Source organism: Mesorhizobium sp. NZP2077 (assembly GCF_013170805.1).
Taxonomy (GTDB): Bacteria; Pseudomonadota; Alphaproteobacteria; order Rhizobiales; family Rhizobiaceae; genus Mesorhizobium.
This window is the reverse complement of the sequence record NZ_CP051293.1, coordinates 5079858-5099476: the sequence shown is the minus strand read 5'-3', so window position 1 is coordinate 5099476 and position 19619 is coordinate 5079858. Positions and strand designations below refer to the sequence as shown.

Here is a 19619-nt window from a genome sequence, read left to right as displayed (position 1 = left end):
AACTGGCCCGCAAGGTCTTGCGAAGCGTTGATGTCCAGTGCAAAAGCGCCACCATGCTGATCATCAACGACCTTTCGCTCCGCATGGCCGGGCGCCTGCTTCTCGACCACGCCTCGCTGACCTTGCCGGCCGGCACCAAGGCCGGCCTTGTCGGCCGCAACGGTACCGGCAAGACGACGCTGTTCAAAGCCATCACCGGAGATTTTCCCTCCGAGACCGGCTCGATCAGCCTGCCGAAGAACACGCGCATCGGCCAGGTGGCGCAGGAAGCGCCAGGAACCGAGGAGCCACTGATCGAGATCGTGCTCAAGGCCGACCTCGAACGCACGGCGCTGCTCGAAGAGGAAAAGACGGCCACCGATCCGCACCGCATCGCCGACATCCACATGCGGCTGGCCGACATCGACGCACATTCGGCCGAGTCCCGCGCGGCCACAATCCTCGCCGGCCTCGGCTTCGACGATGCCGCGCAACGCCGTCCCGCCTCGTCCTTCTCCGGCGGCTGGCGCATGCGCGTGGCGCTCGCCGCAGTGCTGTTTTCAGAGCCTGACCTGCTGCTGCTTGACGAGCCGACCAACTATCTCGATCTCGAAGGCACGTTGTGGCTGGAAAACTATGTGTCGAAGTATCCGCACACCGTGTTATTGATCTCGCACGATCGCGATCTGCTCAACCGTGCCGTCAACTCGATCGTTCATCTCGACCAGAAGAAGCTGACCCTCTGGCGTGGCGGCTACGATCAGTTCGAGCGCCAGTATACCGAGCAGAAGGAATTGCAGGAGAAGGGCCGCGTCAAGCAGGAAGCCGCCCGCAAGCATATGGAGTCCTTCGTCGAGCGTTTTCGCGCCAAGGCGTCGAAGGCCAGACAGGCCCAGTCGCGCATCAAGGCGCTGGAGAAGATGAAGCCGATCGCGGCCATCGTGAACGATTCGGTGCGACCGTTCTCTTTCCCGGAACCGGTGAAGACGGTGGCGTCGCCGATCGTTGCGTTGAACAACGTCAATGTCGGCTACACCGAGGGCCAGCCGATCCTCAAGAAGATGACGCTGCGCATCGATGCCGACGACCGCATCGCGCTGCTCGGCGCCAACGGCAACGGCAAGTCAACCTTCGCCAAATTGCTGTCCGGCCGGCTGAAGCAGGAGAGCGGCACGATGACGGTGGCGCCCGGGTTGAAGGTCGCGATCTTCGCCCAGCACCAGCTCGATGACCTGCGGCCCGAGGAAAACGCCTATGAGCATGTGCGCCGGCTGATGCCGGAGGCGCCGGAATCCAAGGTGCGCGGCCGCGTCGCCCAGTTCGGTCTCACCACCGAGAAGATGAATACGCCGGCCAAGGATCTGTCCGGCGGCGAGAAGGCGCGCCTTCTGATGGGCCTCTCGGCTTTCGAGGGGCCGAACCTGTTCATCCTCGACGAGCCGACCAACCATCTCGATATCGACAGCCGCGAATCGCTGATCCATGCGCTGAACGAATTTCCCGGCGCCGTGATCCTGATCTCGCACGACCGCCATCTCCTGGAGGCTACGGCCGACCGGCTGTGGCTGGTCAAGGATGGTGCGGTCAATCCGTATGATGGCGACCTTGAGGACTACAAGACGCTGGTCACCGGCGTGTCCGGCGACCGCCGCGGCAAGCGCGAGGCGGACAAGGCCTCAAAAGCCGACCGCCGCCGCGATGCGGCAGCGCGCCGCGCCGCCTTCGAGCCGCTGGCCAAGGAAATCCGCGCCACCGAGGCGCTGATGGACCGCATCCGCAAACGCATCGACGGCATCGAGGATGAACTGGCCAACCCGGCGATCTACGAAAAGGATCCGTCGACAGCGACACGCCTGGCCAAGGAACGCTCGCAACTCGCCCAGACGCTGGCCGGCCACGAGGAAAAATGGCTGACCATGTCGGCTGAGTATGAGGAAGGCACGGCGGAGTAGAGCCAATCTCCCCCCTCGAGGGGGGAGATTCCCGGCAGGGCAGAGGGGCGCGCTGTCCCGCCAACCTGGCAGCCTTTTGCAATCACCTACTGCCGGCTTCGGGGACGAATAGATAGGTCGCGATCCCTCGCGCCCCCCTATGTCCTGCCGGACATCTCCCCCACAAGTGGGGAGATTGGCTAATCATCTGGCCCTACACGCCACTCCTGAAACCGGCTAAACGTCACCCCATGAACCAGCACGCCAAACTCCGCATCGGCCATTCGGCCTGTCCGCATGATTGCCCGTCGACCTGTGCGCTCGAGGTCGAACTGCTCGACGGCAACCGCATCGGCCGCGTCCATGGCGCCAAGTCCAACAGCTATACGGCCGGTGTCGTCTGCGCCAAGGTTGCGCGCTATGCCGACCGCGTCCACCATCCCGACCGGCTGCTGAAGCCGCTGATCCGCGCCGGCGCCAAGGGCGATGGCGCCTGGAAGGAAGCGAGCTGGGAGGCCGCACTCGACCTCGTCGCCGAAAAATTCATCGCCGCCGAAGAGAAATACGGCTCGGAGACGGTCTGGCCCTATTTCTATGCCGGCACGATGGGGCTGGTGCAGCGCGACGGCATCGACCGGCTGCGCCATGCGAAAAAGTACTCAGGCTTCTTCGGCTCGATCTGCACCAATCTTGCCTGGACCGGCTGGATGATGGGGGCGGGCGCCTTGCGCGGGCCCGACCCGCGCGAGATGGCGAAGTCCGACTGCGTGGTGATCTGGGGCACCAACGCCGTGGTCACCCAGGTCAATGTGATGACCCATGCCATCAAGGCGCGCAAGGAGCGTGGGGCGAAGATCGTCGTCATCGACGTCTATGAAAACGCGACCATGAAGCAGGCCGACATGGGTCTGGTGCTAAAGCCCGGCACCGATGGCGCTCTGGCTTGCGCGGTCATGCATGTGCTGTTCAGGGAAGACCTGGCCGACCGCGTCTATCTCTCGAAATACACCGACGATCCCGCCGGGCTGGAAGCGCATCTGAAGACGCGCACGCCGGAATGGGCCTCCGCGATCACCGGCCTTGGCGTCGCTGAGATCGAAGCCTTCGCCCGGTTGGTCGGGACGACCAAGAAAACGTATTTCCGCCTCGGCTATGGCTTTGCCCGCCAGCGCAACGGTGCCGTCAACATGCATGCCGCGTCCTGCATCGCCGCGGTCACCGGCAGCTGGCAGTATGAAGGCGGCGGCGCCTTCCATTCGAATTCCGGCATCTTCAAGCTCAACCAAGATGTGCTTGAAGGCTCAAGGATGCGCGATACCTCGATCCGCTATCTCGACCATTCGCGCATCGGTCCGGTGCTGACCGGCGCCAGCGACGCGCTCTATGGCGGACCGCCGGTGACGGCGATGCTGATCCAGAACACCAACCCGGTGAATGTCGCGCCCGAGCAGCGGCTGGTGAAGCAGGGCTTTCTGCGCGACGACCTGTTCACGTGCGTGCACGAGCAGTTCATGACCGACACCGCCAAGCTGGCCGATGTCGTGCTGCCGGCAACGATGTTCCTCGAGCACGACGACGTCTACAAGGGCGGCGGCAACCAGCATATCACGCTTGGCCCCAAGCTGATCGAGCCGCCAGAGGGGCCGCGCACCAACCATTTCGTCATCGAGGAATTGGCGCAACGCCTCGGCGTCGCCGACCGCCCGGGCTTTGGCCTCACCGAGCAGCAGCATATCGACATCATTCTCGGCAAGCGCGGGCTGGGCAGCTTCGACAGCTTGAAAGAGCAAAAATGGCTCGATCTGCAGCCGGATTTCGAGACCGCGCATTTCATCAAGGGATTCGGCCATGCGGATGGAAAATTCCGCTTCCGCGCCGACTGGACCGGCCAGGCGGCGCCCAACCGGCCTCCGAAGAGCATGGGGCTGTTCGGACCGGTGGAACGCCTGCCGGAGTTTCCCGATCATGTCGACCTGATCGAGGTGGCCGACGAGGCGCATCCGTTCCGGCTGACGACCTCGCCGGCGCGCAATTTCCTCAACTCGACCTTTGCCGAGACGCCGGTGTCGAAGGAAAAGGAAGGCAGGCCGGTGCTGCTCCTGCATCCCGACGATGCGGCGGACCTTGGGCTTGCCGATGGCGATCGTGTCGAGGTCGGCAACCGGCGCGGCGACCTGGTGCTGCACGCGAAATTCTTTGGCGGCGTCAAGCGCGGCGTGGTGATTGCCGAAGGCATCTGGCCAAACAGCGCGCATGAGCGCGGCGAAGGCATCAACGTGCTGACCGGCGCCGACGCACCCGCGCCCTATGGCGGCGCCGCCTTCCACGACAACAAGGTCTGGCTGCGCAAGGCGGACGAGCTGGCGGCCTAGCCGGTCGGCGATCTCACCTGGCGCTGGACCTGGCCCAAGCAGCTGTCGTCGCAACGGCCAACTCGCGCGGCTATAGAGGGCGTTCTCAGCATCGGTGAGGATGTCGATGGCAGGCGCGATTTCGCTTCTGGGAATACCGCATGACGAGAACTCGTCCTATCTGCGCGGCGCCGCCGAGGCGCCGGCTCTGATCCGGCGGGAGCTGCACTCCGATGCCTACAGTTCGTGGAGTGAAACCGGCTTCGATCTGACCGGCCGTTTCGTCGATCATGGCGACATCGACTTCGCAGGCGCCGGCGACCCCTGGCAACGGATCGAAAGCGAGGTTGGCCGCGCGATGGATGCCGGCCATCCGCTGATCAGCCTGGGTGGCGACCATGCAATCTCCTGGCCGGTGCTGCGCGCGGCGCACCGGCGCCACCCCGACCTGACGATCGTCCATATCGATGCGCACCCCGATATCTACCACTCCTATGATAGCAACCCGCGTTCGCACACATCGCCCTTCGCGCGCATCATGGAGGAGCGGCTCGCCGCCCGGCTGATCCAGATTGGGCTACGCACCGTCAACGACCACCACCGCGAGCAGTTCGAGCGTTTCGGCGTCGAGGTGGTGGAGGCGGCGCGCTTCAGCGAAGGCCTGCGGCTCGACCTCAAAACACCAGTCTATATCTCGATGGATCTCGACGGCCTCGATCCTGCCTTCGCACCCGGCGTCTCGCACCGCGAGCCGGGCGGGCTGTCGACCCGCCAGGTCATCAATCTCATTCAAGGCATCGACCAGCCGATCGTGGCCGCCGATATCGTCGAATACAATCCGCGCCAGGATCTCTCCAACATGACGGCGCTTGTTGCCGCCAAGCTGACCAAGGAGATCGCCGGCATGATGCTGAAGACTGCATTGGGATAAGGCAGACCGCGGATCACACCGGCAGGATTTCAGCCGCCTTTTTCCTGTTCAGCCGGTGCCGGATATCGTCGGCGATCGCCTGGGCCTCGATCCCGATTTCGCGCAGCAATCCGGTGACGGCATTGTGGAAACCAATGAGGTAGAGGCCGAGATCCGAAGCTTTGGGGGTAACACCACTGCGGTCCGGCTGGATGCCGGGCTCGAGGAATTTGGCATAGCCCGGCCGGTAACCGGTGGCGAAGATGATCGCGTCGAACTCGCCGTGTTTGCCGTCGGTAAAACGGACGCCGCGTTCCGAAATCTCGGCGATGTCGGGCGCGACCTTGATGGCGCCTTCGCGGATCTTGCCGATGGTGCCCACGTCGATCACCGGGATGCGCGATGCAATCGCAATCTGTTCCAGCAGGCCCTGTCCCGGCCGTCTGAGTCCATATTTTTCAAGCCTGCCCAGCACCAGGTCGAGGATGATGGGGAACAGAGCATCGTTGAGGCGTTGCGGCCCCAGGCGCGTTGCCATGCCAACCATCTGGATGGGCACGCCGAACAGTTCGCGCGGCACGATATGAACGCCACCGCGCACGGAAATCGTCGGTTGTGCGCCATTCTCAACCAGATCGAGCGCAATCTCCGCGCCGGTATTGCCCATGCCGACGACCAGCACGGACTGACCGGCGAAAGGCCTGGCATTGCGATAGTCGGCGCTGTGCAGTGTCTTGCCCGTGAAGGTGTCGATGCCGGCAAATCCCGGCCGCAGGGGTTCGGCATTGTAGCCTGAAGCGATCACCACATGTTTGGCGCGCAACGGGCCGGATGTCGCATCCACACGCCAGCCACGACCCTCCCGGGTGATCGCTTTTACCGTGTCCCCAAAGCGGGGCTTGGGGTCGAAGCGCTGCGCATAGGCATCGAGATATTCGACGAAGAGGTCGCGCGGCACATAACGCGGAAAGTGCTTGGGAAAGGGCACGAAGGGCAGCGACGAATAGCGCTTGGTCGTGTGCAGATGGACGCGCTCGTAGTGGCGCCGCCAGGCGGGCGCGGCCTGCTGCTCTTTTTCGATGATGATGAAGTCGATGCCGGCCTGTCGTAGACATGCGGCAACAGCCAGGCCCGCCGGCCCGGCACCGATGATCGCTACTGTCGTGGTGTCGTCCAAGCGTGCCTCCCATCCCAATTCGCGTCCTGAGAATGTCAGAAGCATGGCGGGACGGACTGGGGCCTGCCTGCCCGCAAGGCTCAATCCGGCAACGGCACCGTCAATCCGACCTTGACGCGATCCATGGCGACGAAGGTGCAGAATTTCCGGACATTGTTGCTGCCGAAGAACAGTTTTCGCGTCAGCGCCTCATAGGCGCCCATATCGGCCACGGTGAGGACGAGGATGAAGTCGGCTTCGCCGGTGACGTAATAGCATTGCTGCACTTCAGGCGTTTCCGAGAATTGCCGCTTGGCTGCGTCGATCAGTTCGGTGCGCTCGCTCTCCAGTTCCACTTCGACGAAGATGGTGATCGGCTGGCCGACTGCCGCCGGCTCGATGATGGCGACATTGCTTGCGATGACGCCGGCCTGCTCCATGCGCTTGATGCGGCGCTGCACCGCCGGCGCCGACAGGTTCACCGCTTCGCCGATCAGCCGCTGCGGCGTCGTGTTGTCCCGCTGCAGGATGGCAAGGATGGCGAGATCGAAACTGTCGAGAGAAGGCGGCGGTTGAGGCAATGGAGATATCCCGGCGAAACAAACTTGCATTTTTAAGGCCCAATTACAGCGCTCTTTGCGCCTGTCCTGCAATATGGTCTCGCTGACTGCCAAGGAGGCGCCAGTGTTCCTGCCCAATCGCAATGCTCTGCACGGTAAGCCGCTTGATGCGGCCGACGCCGAAACCCTTGGGATTGCCGGCGCGGACACGGTCGAACGCTTCCTCGCCCATCGTGACAATCATCGTGAGACGCCGCTGCACGCGCTGCCGGCGCTGGCAGGCGAACTCGGCCTCGGTGCGCTGCATGTCAAGGATGAGGGCTTTCGTCTCGGCCTTGGCAGCTTCAAGGCGCTGGGCGGCGCCTATGCCGTCTTTCGCCTGGTGCTGGAGGAGGCAGGCAAGCGCCTTGGCCGCCCCTTGGATGTCGAGGATCTCGATCGGCCCGATGTTCGCGCGGTCGCGGCAAAGATGACTTTTGCCTGCGCCACCGACGGCAATCACGGCCGCTCCGTCGCGCAAGGCGCCGACCTTGCCGGCGCCAGGGCCGTGATCTTCGTCCATGCCGGCGTCAGCGACGAGCGCATCGCCGCAATCGCCCGCTACGGCGCCGAGATGGTCCGTGTCGATGGCAATTATGACGACTCGGTCAGGCAAGCCGCCAAGGTCGCGGCCGAGAAGGGCTGGACCGTGGTGTCGGATACGTCGTGGACAGGCTATGAACGCATCCCCGGCCTGGTTATGCAGGGCTATACGGCGATCGTGCGCGAAGCGCTGCGCCAACTCCGCGAGCCGCCGACCCACGTCTTCGTCCAGGCGGGCGTCGGTGGCATTGCTGCCGCGTTGGCCGGCCATCTCGCCATCGTGCTCGGCGACGCCAGGCCAACCTTCACTGTCGTCGAACCGGCCCGCGCGGCCTGCATTGTCGCGGCTGCCCGGGCGGGGCATGTGGTCAAGGTCGCGCACGACGAGCCGACGGTGATGGCCATGCTCGAATGCTACGAAGCTTCACCGGTCGCCTGGCGGGTGCTGGCGCGCGTCGCCGATGCCTTCATGACCGTGGAGGAGGACGATGCCATCGCGGTGATGCGCCGGCTGGCCCGGCCGGCCGGCAGCGATCCGGTGATCGTCGCTGGCGAGAGCGGCGGCGTCGGCCTTGCCGGACTGATCCGGGCGATGGGCGAGAACAAGGCGGGTCTTGGCCTCGGCGGCAAATCCCGCGTGCTGGTGATCAACACCGAAGGTGCCACCGACCCGCATCGCTATGCCGAACTGGTCGGCATGAGCCCGGCCGATGTGCTGGCCGGCAAGGTGGCGGTTGGCGCTATGTCATGAGTTCGGTCGATCCGCGTTGGTTGCGACCGCGCGCCCTTTCGAAGACAGTTCACCGAGGAGGGACGGACGATGGCTGATTTCAATGCCGGTGATCTGAAGCGCGAGATGACCAATTGGCGGCGCGACTTGCACGCGCACCCCGAATTCGGCTTCGAGGAGAAGCGCACTGCTGCCTTTGTCGCGGCCAAGCTGCGCGAATTCGGTCTCGACGATGTTGCTGAGGGTGTCGGCGGCACCGGTGTCGTCGGTACGCTGAAGCGCGGTAGCGGCAACCGCGCCGTTGCGCTCCGAGCCGATATGGATGCGTTGCGCATAGCAGAGCAATCGACCGCGTCCTATCGCTCCGGCAATCCCGGCATCATGCATGCCTGCGGCCATGACGGCCACACAACCATGCTGCTCGGCGCGGCAAAGCTGCTGGCCGGCGAGGGCGGTTTCGACGGCACCGTGCGCTTCATCTTCCAGCCGGCCGAGGAGTGGGGCAGAGGCGCTCTGGCCATGCTCGACGATGGCCTGATGCAGCGCTTCCCCTTCGACGAGATTTTTGGCCTGCATAACATGCCCGGCCTGCCCGTCGGGTATTTCGAAACCCGCGCCGGCCCCATAATGTCGGCCGAGGATAATTTCGAGATCGTGCTCAGGGGGCTCGGCGGCCATGCGGCGCGGCCGCATTCGGGCAACGAAACGCTGGTCGCCGCCTGCGCGCTCGTCACCAATCTGCAGACCATTGTCTCGCGCCGCCTGAGTCCCGCCGACATAGCGGTGGTTTCGGTGACCGAATTGATCACCGACGGCACCCGCAACACGCTGCCCGGTCTTGCCCGCATCCTCGGCGATGCGCGTAGTTTCCGTCCCGAGGTGAGCGCCGAGATCGAACGCCAGATGCGCGTCATCACCGAGGGTACAGCTGCCGCCTACAACGTTGCCGCCGAGGTCAACTACACCAGAGAATTCGTGCCGCTGCGCAATGATGCCGAACTGGTAGACGCGACCTTCGCCGCTGCAGGAAACGTCTTCGAGCCCGGCAATATCGCAGTCGCCCGCGAGCCGATGACAGCATCAGAGGATTTTGCCCGCTTCCTCGACCACGTGCCGGGCTGCTTCGTCTTCCTTGGCAATGGCGAGGCCTCGGCGCCGCTGCACAATTCCAGTTACGACTTCAACGATGACGGGTTGTTGTTCGGCACGAACTTCCATGTCGCCATCGTCAGGCAACGGCTCGGAATTTGACAGGCCACGGGTCCTTGTTGGCGCGATTTGCATGGAAAACGCGCGGAAAAGGCCGAAAACCGCGATCCCGCATGACGCGGCGGCAAGACTCAGCTAACCTCCGTTACGCGGCGGACCTCTTATCCGCTTGGCCGGCGCCTTCTCCTCCCAAGCGGCGCCGGCCTTCTTCTGTGCAGCGCCAGGCTGCTAAATTAGTTCTCATTAAATTTAGAATATTCGCACTTGCCGGAAGTTAAAATCTTTCTGGTATGGAAGCCGCAGGTCTTTGGGGTATTTGCGGGAAGACACATGCGCGGGCGGGGCTGGATAAAGGCGTTGCGTCAGGACGAGGCGCGTCAGGTGCGTGCGCGCATCGCTGAACTTGAAAGAAATCTCACGGCGGCATCACCGTCCCGGGGCCGGCAGCAACGACCGGAAGCTGGGCACGAACTGCGCAACGCCAAGTTCCGCCTCGAGCGCCTTGAGGAGTGCATCGCGGCAATGCCTGACATCCCAACTGTCACCTGACTGCACCGCACTCACGGCAGGATTGCTGGCGTGAAAACTTTGTTCGGCAGCAGGAGCCTTCGTCGGTGGCAGTTTGTTGTCGCAAGCCGAAACAGCCAAAGCCACCAGGGCGAGGCTAAATCCTAGCTTTTTCATCGCTACGGCCTCCAATCTCACACAAGCCTCAATCTCAAAACGAGGCGATGTTGGTTTGGTTGCGAACCAGCGTTGCGGGAACAAAACGCCACGCCTGCGGTTGATCTCTATTAGAGGAGACCGCAGCATGATCCGTTTGCTTCTGGCTGGCACCTTTGCCTTTCTCACCTACCGCCTCGCGCGCAGGATGATCGATGACGTGCCCGGCGACATCGATCCCCTTCTGTTGCCCGCATCGAGAAGCGACCGCGACGCTCTGCGCCGACAATCGGCGGCCATGGGTGTCGATCCCAGGCGCTAATTCGTCGTGCCGCTTCCTTGTTGCGAACAAAGCGGAAACGATGCTTGATGGGCGATGAACCTTGCCGCCCATGATTCGACGTTTTTGGAAACGCCCGTCGCGCCCGCCTATCTCGCTCGCTTGAACGATGCCCAGCGCCAGGCCGTCGAGCATGGTGACGGCAAGATAGCCGGTCCTTTGCTGGTCATTGCCGGCGCCGGCTCGGGCAAGACCAACACGCTGGCGCATCGCGTCGCCCACCTCATCGTCAAGGGCGCCGACCCGCGTCGCATCCTGCTAATGACCTTCTCGCGGCGCGCCGCATCCGAAATGGCAAGACGCGTCGAGCGTATTGCCGGCGAAGTGCTCGGCCGCGACGCCGCGGTCATCACCGATGCGCTGACCTGGGCCGGCACCTTTCACGGCATCGGTGCGCGGCTGCTGCGCGACTATGCGTTGGAGATCGGCCTCGATCCGGCCTTCACCATCCATGACCGCGAGGATTCCGCCGATCTGATGAATCTCGTGCGCCACGAACTCGGTTTCTCCAAGACGGAAGCGCGCTTCCCCACCAAGGGCACCTGCCTTGCCATCTATTCGCGCGCCGTCAACGCGCAGGCTCCGCTTGGCGAAGTGCTCGGCTCTGCCTTTCCCTGGTGCGCCGGCTGGGCCGAGCAGCTGAAGCTGCTCTTCGCCGGCTATGTCGAGACCAAGCAGGCGCAGAACGTGCTCGATTACGACGATCTGCTGCTCTATTGGGCGCAGATGGCGGCTGAGCCGGAAATAGCGGCGCATCTGGGGGGGCGTTTCGACCATGTTCTGGTCGACGAGTACCAGGACACCAACCGGCTGCAGGCGTCGATCCTCATGGCGCTGAAACCCGACGGCGCCGGGCTGACCGTGGTCGGCGACGACGCGCAATCGATCTATTCGTTCCGCGCCGCCGAGGTGCGCAACATCCTCGACTTCCCCAACCAGTTCGCGCAGGCCGCCGATGTTGTGATGCTGGAGCGCAATTATCGCTCGACGGAAACCATTCTGGCCGCCGCCAATGCGGTCATCGGCGAGGCCTCGGAGCGTTTTACGAAGAACCTTTGGTCGGAGCGCAAATCAACCGACAAGCCAAGGCTGGTCAGCGTGCGCGACGAGGTCGAGCAGGCGAACTTCGTCTGCGATACAATCCTTGCCGAGCGCGAGGCCGGCACGGCGCTGAAATCGCAGGCGGTGCTGTTTCGCGCCTCGCACCACAGCGGGCCGCTCGAGATCGAGCTGACGCGGCGCAACATTCCCTTCGTCAAGTTCGGCGGGCTGAAATTCCTCGATGCCGCCCACGTCAAGGATGTGCTGGCGGTGCTGCGTTTTGCCGAAAACCCGCGCGACCGCGTCGCCGGTTTTCGCGTCCTGCAGCTGATGCCGGGCATTGGCCCGTCGGCCGCCGGACAGATTGTCGAGACGATGACCACGGCCCTGGATGAGGCTATGGGCTTGGCCGGCTGGCGCCCGCCGCAACGCGCCGCGGATGACTGGCCGGGTTTCGTCTCGCTCTATTCCGGCCTGCGGGCCGGCGCCAAATGGCCGGCCGACCTCGAACAGGTCAGGCTGTGGTACGAGCCGCATCTGGAGCGCATTCACGAGGACGCGATCACGCGCCGCGCCGACCTGTTGCAGCTCGAGCAGATCGGATCGGGGTATGCGTCGCGCGAACGGTTCCTGACCGAACTGACGCTCGATCCGCCGGACGCGACCAGCGACCAGGCCGGACCGCCGCATCGCGACGAGGATTGTTTGATCCTGTCGACCATCCACTCGGCCAAGGGCCAGGAGTGGAAGAATGTCTTCGTGCTCAACACGGTCGATGGCTGCATTCCGGCCGATCTCGGCGTTGGCACCAAGGAGGATATCGAGGAGGAACGCCGGTTGCTCTACGTCGCGATGACGCGGGCCAAGGACAATCTGCACCTGGTCATGCCACAGCGCTTCTTTCCGCACGGTCAGGCGGCACGCGGCGACCGCCATCTCTATGCCTCGCGCACCCGCTTCATCCCGGCCTCGATCCTCGCCGCATTCCAGCAGGTGTCGTGGCCCAGCGCGCAAGCGGCACAGGGCAGGGCACCCCGCCCGGAGGTGCGCGTCGACATCGGCGCGCGCATGCGCGGCATGTGGAAATAGTCGAAGGGCCATGGCGCAACCGCCGATCAGGATCGCCATCGCCGGCGCGCTCGGCCGGATGGGCCGCCAGATGGCCGAGGCTGTGCAGGCCGATACGCGGCTGGCGCTTGCCGCACGCTTCCATAGGCCAGACAATGTGAGCGATGGGCTGGTGAGCCGCCACGAAGCGCTTGCCATGGCCGATGTGGTGATCGATTTCACCACGCCGGCCGCTTCGGCCGATCTGGCAAGGTTTTGCGCAAACCGGAGCGGTCCCGCTTTGGTGATCGGCTCGACCGGTTTCGATGCCGCCGAACTGGCCACTATCGCCGACGCCGCGAAAGCCATCGCTATTGTTCGCTCTGGCAGTTTTTCGCTCGGGCTTAACATGCTGGTCGGGCTGGTCGAGCAGGCGGCGAGGGCGCTCGACGCCGAGGACTGGGATGCCGAGGTTTTCGAGGCGCATCACCGCCACAAGATCGATGCGCCATCCGGCACCGCATTGATGCTGGGCCAGGCCGTTGCCGGCGGACGCGGCATCGCACTGGATACGGTCGCAAGACGCGTTCACGACGGCGTCACCGGTGCACGTCCGGCCGGCGAGATCGGCTTTGCGGTGGTTCGCGGCGGCAGCATTGTCGGTGAACACAGCGTCAGCTTCTGTGCCGAGGGCGAGCTTGTGACCTTGTCGCATGCCGCCGGCGACCGAACGATGTTCGCCCGTGGCGCCATTGCGGCGGCACTCTGGGTGTCGGGACGCTCGCCCGGCGAATATGATATGCGCGACGTGCTTGCGCTGAACGATTGAGCATGCGTGCGTTGTCGTGGCATATCCGCCCTTTGGTGGCGGGCAGCCGCAGCTTGCCATCTGTAAGCTTTGATTTTCGGAGTTACCCTGAAAGCTGGATGAAAGGTTGGTGCCATAACTGTTGACTGGCGCCCCCATATTGTCGTGCAAAAGCGATGGGAGAGAGAGGGGCGCGGGAAACAAACAAAGGGAAGAGGCCATGTCGCTCGCGCGAATTCTGCTTGATTCAGCCGCCACAACCGCACTCATCGCCACTATGGCCTTGTCAGCGCCGTCCGCACGCGCCGACGAAAAAATCTCCATCATGGTCGGCGGCTACGAAAAACAAATCTATCTGCCCGCCAAGCTGACCGAGGCGCTCGGCTACTTCAAGGACGAGGGCCTCAACGTCGAATTGCTGAATGAACCGGCCGGCGTCGACGCCGAAAACGAGATGCTCGCCGGTGCCGTGCAGGGCGTCGTCGGCTTCTATGATCACTGCATCGATCTGCAGGCAAAAGGCAAATTCGTCGAATCCGTCGTCCAGTTCAGCCAGGCGCCGGGCGAGGTCGAGCTGGTTTCGACGAAACATCCGGAGATCAAATCACCCGCCGACTTCAAGGGAAAGAGCCTGGGCGTGACCGGTCTGGGCTCATCGACGAATTTTCTTACGGAATATCTCGCCGTCAAGAACGGCTTGAAGCTCGGTGACTTCACCTCGGTTCCGGTCGGTGCCGGCACCACCTTCATCGCCGCCATGCAGCAGGACAAGATCCAGGCAGGCATGACGACCGAGCCGACGATCACGCGGCTGCTGAAGACCGGCGAAGCGTCCGTTCTTGTCGACATGCGTACGATGGAAGGCACCAAGGCTGCCCTCGGCGGCACCTACCCGGCCGCCTCGCTCTATATGCAGACCGACTGGGTCGAGGCGCATAAGGACGTCGTGCAGAAGCTGGCCAATGCCTTCGTCAAGACGCAGAAATTCATCAACACGCATAGCGGCGCCGAGATCGCCGAAAAAATGCCGAAGGACTACTATGTCGGCGACAAGGAGGGCTATGTGAAGGCCCTCGATGCCGGCAAGGCGATGTTCACCCCCGACGGGATCATGCCTGCAGGTGGGCCGGAGACGGTGCTGACGGTTCTTTCAGCCTTCAAGAAGGAACTGCAGGGCAAGCAGATCGACCTCTCCAAGACCTACACTTCCGAATTCGTCAAGAACGCCAAGTAGCAGACCGAGCCGGCGCGATGCGCGACATCGCGCCGGCAGTCGTCAGTTCTTAACGTCCGGCGGCCCTTGCCGACGGCGGGCGTTCGCTCGAACCCGGAGTTTCATCATGGCCCCTGAAAAGACCACACCAGCGATCGAACTGATCAATGTCAGCCGTCGCTTCCTATCGCCTACCGGCAAATCGCTGACGGCACTGCGTGATTTCACCATGACCGTCGAGCGCGGCGAATTCGTCGCCGTCGTCGGCCCGACCGGTTGCGGAAAGTCCACGACCCTTAACCTCGTCACGGGGCTGGCAAGCCCAAGTGCCGGCGAGGTCCGTGTCATGGGCGCGCCGGTCAAGGGGATAGACCCGCGCATCGGCTTTGTCTTCCAAAGCGATGCTTTGTTTCCCTGGCGGACCGTGATCGAGAATGTGATGGCCGGCCCGCTGTTTCGCGGCCGAGCCAAGGCCGATGCCACGACCGCGGCACGCGACTGGCTTGCGCGCGTCGGCCTGTCGCGTTTTGAGCAGCACTATCCACACCAGCTTTCCGGCGGCATGCGCAAGCGCGTGGCGCTTGCCCAGACATTTATAAACGGGCCGGAAATCCTTCTCATGGACGAGCCTTTTTCGGCGCTTGACGTGCAGACACGGGTGCTGATGCACGAGGAACTGCTGCGCCTGTGGTCGCAGGCGAAGGCTTCCGTGGTCTTCGTCACGCATGATCTTGAGGAGGCGATAGCACTCGCGGACAAGGTCTATGTCTTGACCGCCGGGCCGGCCACGGTGAAATCAGTCTACACGATCGATCTGCCGCGCCCGCGCATCGTCGCCGATATCCGCTACGAGCAGAGCTTCATCGATTACTCGCGCACCATCTGGGCCGATCTCAAGGAAGAGGTCGAGACCAGCTATGCGCGCGCCGCGGCCTGAGGAGGAACGCCATGACAGATGCTGCCATCGACATCAGAGCAGGGGCCTTCAAGCCTGGTACATCAGACGCGGAAATCGAAGCGGCCGCGGCCAAGGCATCGCAGCACCGTCGCCGCACCGTAATCTTCTGGCGCGTCGCCATCCTCATTGCCTTTCTCGGCCTTTGGGAAGTCGCCGCGCGCCTCGCCTGGATCGATCCGTTCTTCTATGCAATGCCGAGCGCGATCGCGCAGCGGCTCTATGAATGGACGACGGAAGGAACGTCCGAGGGGCCGCTCTGGTACCATCTGTATGTCACCATGGAGGAGTCGGTCATTGGCTTCGTGACCGGCTCGGTCGCCGGCATCATCGTCGGCGTCGCGCTCGGTCGCAACCGCATGGCTGCCGATATTTTCTCCATCTACATCAAGGTGATCAATTCCATCCCACGTGTGGTTCTGGCACCGATCTTCATCATGATCCTCGGCCTTGGCCTCGCGTCGAAAGTGGCGCTTGCCTTCGTGATGGTTTTCTTTGTCGTCTTCCACAATGCCTTTCAGGGCGTGCGGGAAGCCGACAGGGCTATGATCGCCAATGCGCGTATCCTCGGCGCGTCCGACTGGCAACTGACCCGCTCGGTCATTGTGCCTTCGGCGATGAGCTGGATCTTCGCCAGCCTGCATGTCAGCTTCGGCTTTGCCATCATAGGCGCGATCGTTGGCGAGTTCGTCGGCGCGCGCTTCGGCATCGGCTTGCTGATCAACATCGCCAAGGGATCCTTCGACGCCGCCGGCATGTACGCCGCGATCGTCATCGTCATGGTGGTGGCGCTCTGTGCCGAGTACCTGATGACGATGGTCGAGAACCGCCTGGCAAAATGGCGCCCCCAGCCGTTGCACGAGACGCAGTGAGCGGCGACGGATCTAGTAACCGCCCGCCAGCGGCAGCCGCACTTCAATCACCAGACCGCCGGTCGCGCTATCCCCGAGGGTAACGCGACCGCGGGCATTTTCGACGACTTCACGCACGATGGCGAGTCCCAGACCGCTGCCTTCCTCGGTTGAGCCGGCGATGCGGTAGAAGCGCTCGAACACATGCTCCCGCTCGTCCACCGGAATGCCGGGTCCGTCGTCGGCGACCGTCAGCACGGCTTCGCCATCGACGGCCGCAAGTCTCACCGTGACGCTGCCGGCCGATGTCGAGTAGCGCAGGGCGTTGTCGACGAGATTGACGATCATCTCGCGCAGCATGGTGCCGTCGCCGATCACCGACACAGGGCCGGTCTCCTCGAGGCCGAGATCAATGTTGCGGGCAACCGCTGTCGGCGCCTGCGTTTCCAGCACGTGGCGGGCGGCCTCGGTCAGGTCGATGCGGTCGGCCCGTGGTCGCCGGCTGCCCGGCTCCGCCCGGGACAGAGTGAGCAACTGTTCGGCCAGCCTCGCCAGTTTGCCGGAGCTTGCCTGCAGCGCCACCAGCGCTTCATGGCGCGCGTCGGGGACAGTTTCGCGCAGCGCATAGCTCGCCTGCGTCGACAGCAGCGCCAGTGGGGTGCGCAATTGGTGCGCCGCGTTGGCTATGAAGCGGCGCTGCGCCCCCATCTGCGCCCGCACCCGTTCCATATAGGCGTTCAGCGCGTCGATCAGCGGGCGGATCTCGTTTTGTGCCCCCGGCACTTCGACGGGATCAAGGTCGCTTCGGCGCGGCGAGCGCACCGCGTCGCGCAAGCGGATCAAGGGTGCAAGGCCACGATGCAGACCCAGCAGAACGAACAGGCCCGCAATGGCCACCAGCGCCAGTTGCTGGGCAAAGGCGCCGAACCAAAGACGCCGCACCATGGCGTCGTGTCCGGCAAGCGAGACGCCAACGGTAACGGTGATCGGCGAATCGTTGCCGGCACCGACCACGGTGTGGTTGAAGGTAAGCAGCCTAAGCCGATGGTCGCGATAGCTTGCCTCCGTGTTGGAAGACTTCGGTGCCTCAGGCAAGTCGGGGTAGCCGGTCAGCAGCCGCCCTCCGGCCGTCTTGACATGGTAGTAGACGCTGTCGTGGTCGCCGGTATCGAACATTTCGATCGCCGCCGGCGGTATCGTGGCGTCGAGCACGCCATCGGTCATGGCGACACGTTCGGCAATAGCCCGCGCCGAACCCATCAGCATGCGATCGGTGACGAGATCGGCTGTCGCCAGCGCATTGCGGTGACTGGTCCACAAATTGATGGTCGCAAGCCCGGCGAGCGGCAGCACCACCCAGGCCAGAAGCTGCAAGCGGAGACTGCTAATCCTCATGGCGCCGGATCGTCATGGCGCCAAATCTTCATGACGCAACAGATAGCCGAGGCCGCGCAGCGTGACGATGCAGACCCGCGACCCTTCGAGCTTCTTGCGCACACGGTGCACATAGATCTCGATGGCGCTGGGGTCGGCATCGGTCTCGAAATCGTAGATCGCCGCCGACAATGCAGCCTTGCTCACCGTGCGCCCGGCCTTGACCATCAATTGCTCCAGCACCGCATGTTCGCGCGGCGTCAGCGCCAGTGTTTCGCCAGCCAGCGAAAACAGCCTCGTGTTGGTGTCAAAGACGAGATCGCCGCAGGCAACGAGCGGCGCTGTGCGGTCATTGGCACGGCGCAATTGCGCGCGGATTCGCGCTTCGAGCTCTTCGATCTGGAAGGGTTTCGCCAGATAATCGTCGGCGCCTTCGTTGAGACCTTTGACCCGGCCGTCGAGACTGGCATTGGCGGTCAGCACGATCACCGGCACCCGGTTGCCGCGCGCCCGCAGCGTGCGCAGAACCTCCATCCCGCTCATGCGCGGCAGTGCGAGATCGAGGATGACAAGCGCATGATCGCCCGCGGCCAGCGCGTGCTCGACATCCTCGCCGTCATGGACGATGTCGACCACGTAGTTCGCCTGGCGCAGGGTCTTGCCCAGCCAGTCGGCCAGTTCGCGATTGTCCTCAACCAGCAGCAGTCGCATAGCTATGATACAGTCCGGATCCCGTCTTCCAGCGGATCGCCTTGGGCTTGATCAGCCGAGGCACCCCCTGATCTCTCCTGAATGAGCGACAGTATCGATCGCAACGCAAGACAAATGCGGTCTTGACCACAGCTAGCAACAGATCCTTGCAGGTTCAGATCAGCCTGTTTTCACCCACAAATCGAACCGACAGGTTCGGTTCTGTTTGATCGCCAAGTCCGGAAGGGCACAGGGCGACGCCAGTGCCAACGTGCCGGCTCAGTCGGGCCAGGGCATCTGGGCCGTTAATTCCTCCAATCCCCGGAAGACGACAAAGAGCGGTGGGCTTCCTCCAGGAATAAAAACCTGACGGTCTCGAGTCGTGTCCTTAGCGAAACCGTCCTCCCAAGACGCGGCCCAACGGATGAAACAGGACAAGATCGCTCTCGCTGCCGCCGCTACCCTCGTCGTTGCGTCCGGCGACGCATTTGCCGGCAGTGACCATTATGGCTCCGACAAGCCAACCAGCCGGTTGCTTCGTTTGCCGGCGTGGATCATGCCGTCACCGGCGCGGTCAAGAACACGGATATGGCCGGGCACAAGGCAGCCGACACCAAGATGAAGACCACCACCGAGTGGCCGGAACCCGGTCGGGGCATCTGGGGGAACCGAGATCTCGGCCGCGGGCTTGCCTGCTGCACCTGTCCGGCACCGGATTTCTAACTCAGATACTTCGGACGCAGGCAATGCGTCAGCCGCGCGGAGGACAGGCCAGACCAATCGCCCTCGAAGACAAAGCGCGCAAGGGTGGCGGTCGGGAATTTCTCCTCGAGCCTCTTGCGCGCCTTGGCCTCTGATGTCGGAGCGGCAAGCTGTTTTGCCAGATCCTCCAGTCCAGGATTGTGACCGACCATCAGCAGGCAATTGCTCGATGGATCGGCCTTGCGAATCTGGCGCAGAATATCCACGGCCGAAGCATCGTAGAGCGCCTGGGCAGACGCGACCCGTGGTTGCACCGGCAGTTCCGCGGCCACCAGCCGCCAGGTGTCGCTGGTGCGCAGCGCCGGAGATACCAACGCCAGTTCCGGCAGCCAGTCGCGCGCCGCAAGCTCGCGCCCGATCACTCGGGCCGCCTTCAACCCGCGTTCGGCGAGCGGCCTGTCGAAATCATCGAGATCGGCGTCGTCCCAGCTCGACTTGGCGTGGCGCAGAAGAAGCAGTTGTTTCAT

17 protein-coding genes and 1 pseudogene are annotated in these 19619 nt (G+C 63.5%); 12 read left to right on the top strand and 6 right to left on the bottom strand.

Annotated elements, in window-relative coordinates; translation table 11 throughout:
• The first annotated feature begins 53 nt into the window (after positions 1-53).
• From HGP13_RS25570 to speB, 3 genes are all read left to right on the top strand, one after another.
• On the top strand, positions 54-1931 hold the full coding sequence (locus tag HGP13_RS25570; RefSeq protein ID WP_172230388.1) for an ABC-F family ATP-binding cassette domain-containing protein: 1878 nt from the start codon (positions 54-56) through the stop codon (positions 1929-1931).
• A gap of 230 nt (positions 1932-2161) precedes the next feature.
• The gene (locus tag HGP13_RS25565; protein ID WP_172230386.1) at positions 2162-4282 is read left to right on the top strand and encodes a molybdopterin oxidoreductase family protein; all 2121 of its coding nucleotides are present in this window, start codon (positions 2162-2164) and stop codon (positions 4280-4282) included.
• Positions 4283-4388: 106 nt separating this feature from the next.
• Positions 4389-5192 (top strand): agmatinase, encoded by an 804-nt coding sequence (gene speB / locus HGP13_RS25560; protein ID WP_172230384.1) that lies wholly within the window; start codon positions 4389-4391, stop codon positions 5190-5192.
• A 13-nt stretch (positions 5193-5205) separates the two neighbouring features.
• Here speB and HGP13_RS25555 read toward each other — a convergent pair whose 3' ends face one another.
• Entirely contained in the window at positions 5206-6393 is a 1188-nt protein-coding gene (locus tag HGP13_RS25555; RefSeq protein ID WP_172230382.1) for an NAD(P)/FAD-dependent oxidoreductase, read from the bottom strand.
• A 35-nt stretch (positions 6394-6428) separates the two neighbouring features.
• A complete protein-coding gene (locus HGP13_RS25550; RefSeq protein WP_172230380.1) occupies positions 6429-6938 on the bottom strand; it encodes an Lrp/AsnC family transcriptional regulator in 510 nt (169 codons plus the stop codon).
• A gap of 73 nt (positions 6939-7011) precedes the next feature.
• Between HGP13_RS25550 and HGP13_RS25545 the strand changes: the two genes are divergently transcribed.
• Positions 7012-8220 carry a diaminopropionate ammonia-lyase gene (locus HGP13_RS25545; RefSeq protein ID WP_172230342.1) on the top strand — a complete coding sequence of 403 codons (1209 nt, stop codon included), beginning with the start codon at positions 7012-7014 and terminating at the stop codon, positions 8218-8220.
• Between the two features lie 69 nt (positions 8221-8289).
• Positions 8290-9450: a M20 aminoacylase family protein gene (locus HGP13_RS25540; RefSeq protein WP_172230339.1), complete on the top strand. Its 1161-nt coding sequence runs from the start codon at positions 8290-8292 to the stop codon at positions 9448-9450.
• A gap of 384 nt (positions 9451-9834) precedes the next feature.
• Here the strand turns inward: HGP13_RS25540 and HGP13_RS25535 are convergent, their stop codons facing one another.
• Positions 9835-10092, bottom strand: coding sequence for a hypothetical protein (locus HGP13_RS25535; RefSeq protein ID WP_172219744.1), 258 nt, complete (start codon positions 10090-10092; stop codon positions 9835-9837).
• A gap of 127 nt (positions 10093-10219) precedes the next feature.
• On the opposite strand from HGP13_RS25535, the gene HGP13_RS25530 reads away from it, so the two are divergent.
• The 6 genes from HGP13_RS25530 to HGP13_RS25505 all read left to right on the top strand — a co-directional run bounded on the left by HGP13_RS25530 (position 10220) and on the right by HGP13_RS25505 (position 16347).
• The gene (locus tag HGP13_RS25530; RefSeq protein WP_172230336.1) at positions 10220-10393 is read left to right on the top strand and encodes a hypothetical protein; all 174 of its coding nucleotides are present in this window, start codon (positions 10220-10222) and stop codon (positions 10391-10393) included.
• A gap of 54 nt (positions 10394-10447) precedes the next feature.
• Positions 10448-12541 (top strand): ATP-dependent helicase, encoded by a 2094-nt coding sequence (locus HGP13_RS25525; protein ID WP_172230333.1) that lies wholly within the window; start codon positions 10448-10450, stop codon positions 12539-12541.
• A gap of 10 nt (positions 12542-12551) precedes the next feature.
• Positions 12552-13328 carry a 4-hydroxy-tetrahydrodipicolinate reductase gene (gene dapB, locus HGP13_RS25520; RefSeq protein WP_172230330.1) on the top strand — a complete coding sequence of 259 codons (777 nt, stop codon included), beginning with the start codon at positions 12552-12554 and terminating at the stop codon, positions 13326-13328.
• Between the two features lie 199 nt (positions 13329-13527).
• Positions 13528-14541 carry an ABC transporter substrate-binding protein gene (locus tag HGP13_RS25515; protein WP_172230327.1) on the top strand — a complete coding sequence of 338 codons (1014 nt, stop codon included), beginning with the start codon at positions 13528-13530 and terminating at the stop codon, positions 14539-14541.
• Between the two features lie 106 nt (positions 14542-14647).
• Entirely contained in the window at positions 14648-15457 is an 810-nt protein-coding gene (locus HGP13_RS25510) for an ABC transporter ATP-binding protein (protein WP_172230324.1), read from the top strand.
• 11 nt (positions 15458-15468) lie between these two features.
• A complete protein-coding gene (locus tag HGP13_RS25505; protein ID WP_172230321.1) occupies positions 15469-16347 on the top strand; it encodes an ABC transporter permease in 879 nt (292 codons plus the stop codon).
• Positions 16348-16359: 12 nt separating this feature from the next.
• Here the strand turns inward: HGP13_RS25505 and HGP13_RS25500 are convergent, their stop codons facing one another.
• A complete protein-coding gene (locus HGP13_RS25500; RefSeq protein WP_172230318.1) occupies positions 16360-17721 on the bottom strand; it encodes a sensor histidine kinase in 1362 nt (453 codons plus the stop codon).
• Between the two features lie 12 nt (positions 17722-17733).
• Positions 17734-18411: a response regulator gene (locus HGP13_RS25495; RefSeq protein WP_172230315.1), complete on the bottom strand. Its 678-nt coding sequence runs from the start codon at positions 18409-18411 to the stop codon at positions 17734-17736.
• Between the two features lie 403 nt (positions 18412-18814).
• Here HGP13_RS25495 and HGP13_RS25490 point away from each other — a divergent pair.
• Positions 18815-19113: pseudogene (locus tag HGP13_RS25490) on the top strand (DUF680 domain-containing protein).
• On the opposite strand, the gene HGP13_RS25485 reads toward HGP13_RS25490, so the two are convergent.
• Positions 19110-19619: a histidine phosphatase family protein gene (locus tag HGP13_RS25485; protein WP_172230312.1), complete on the bottom strand. Its 510-nt coding sequence runs from the start codon at positions 19617-19619 to the stop codon at positions 19110-19112. The pseudogene HGP13_RS25490 and the gene HGP13_RS25485 overlap by 4 nt on opposite strands.

Excerpts from the sequence above, each read along its gene's own strand:
- HGP13_RS25555 (WP_172230382.1), bottom strand. The coding sequence starts at position 6,393 with ATGCTTCTGACATTCTCAGGACGCGAATTGGGATGGGAGGCACGCTTG.
- HGP13_RS25530 (WP_172230336.1), top strand. The coding sequence starts at position 10,220 with ATGATCCGTTTGCTTCTGGCTGGCACCTTTGCCTTTCTCACCTACCGC.
- speB (WP_172230384.1), top strand. The coding sequence starts at position 4,389 with ATGGCAGGCGCGATTTCGCTTCTGGGAATACCGCATGACGAGAACTCG.
- HGP13_RS25515 (WP_172230327.1), top strand. The coding sequence starts at position 13,528 with ATGTCGCTCGCGCGAATTCTGCTTGATTCAGCCGCCACAACCGCACTC.
- dapB (WP_172230330.1), top strand. The coding sequence starts at position 12,552 with ATGGCGCAACCGCCGATCAGGATCGCCATCGCCGGCGCGCTCGGCCGG.
- HGP13_RS25495 (WP_172230315.1), bottom strand. The coding sequence starts at position 18,411 with ATGCGACTGCTGCTGGTTGAGGACAATCGCGAACTGGCCGACTGGCTG.
- HGP13_RS25535 (WP_172219744.1), bottom strand. The coding sequence starts at position 10,092 with ATGAAAAAGCTAGGATTTAGCCTCGCCCTGGTGGCTTTGGCTGTTTCG.
- HGP13_RS25485 (WP_172230312.1), bottom strand. The coding sequence starts at position 19,619 with ATGAAACAACTGCTTCTTCTGCGCCACGCCAAGTCGAGCTGGGACGAC.
- HGP13_RS25540 (WP_172230339.1), top strand. The coding sequence starts at position 8,290 with ATGGCTGATTTCAATGCCGGTGATCTGAAGCGCGAGATGACCAATTGG.
- HGP13_RS25510 (WP_172230324.1), top strand. The coding sequence starts at position 14,648 with ATGGCCCCTGAAAAGACCACACCAGCGATCGAACTGATCAATGTCAGC.
- HGP13_RS25565 (WP_172230386.1), top strand. The coding sequence starts at position 2,162 with ATGAACCAGCACGCCAAACTCCGCATCGGCCATTCGGCCTGTCCGCAT.
- HGP13_RS25550 (WP_172230380.1), bottom strand. The coding sequence starts at position 6,938 with ATGCAAGTTTGTTTCGCCGGGATATCTCCATTGCCTCAACCGCCGCCT.
- HGP13_RS25570 (WP_172230388.1), top strand. The coding sequence starts at position 54 with ATGCTGATCATCAACGACCTTTCGCTCCGCATGGCCGGGCGCCTGCTT.
- HGP13_RS25525 (WP_172230333.1), top strand. The coding sequence starts at position 10,448 with ATGAACCTTGCCGCCCATGATTCGACGTTTTTGGAAACGCCCGTCGCG.
- HGP13_RS25505 (WP_172230321.1), top strand. The coding sequence starts at position 15,469 with ATGACAGATGCTGCCATCGACATCAGAGCAGGGGCCTTCAAGCCTGGT.
- HGP13_RS25500 (WP_172230318.1), bottom strand. The coding sequence starts at position 17,721 with ATGAGGATTAGCAGTCTCCGCTTGCAGCTTCTGGCCTGGGTGGTGCTG.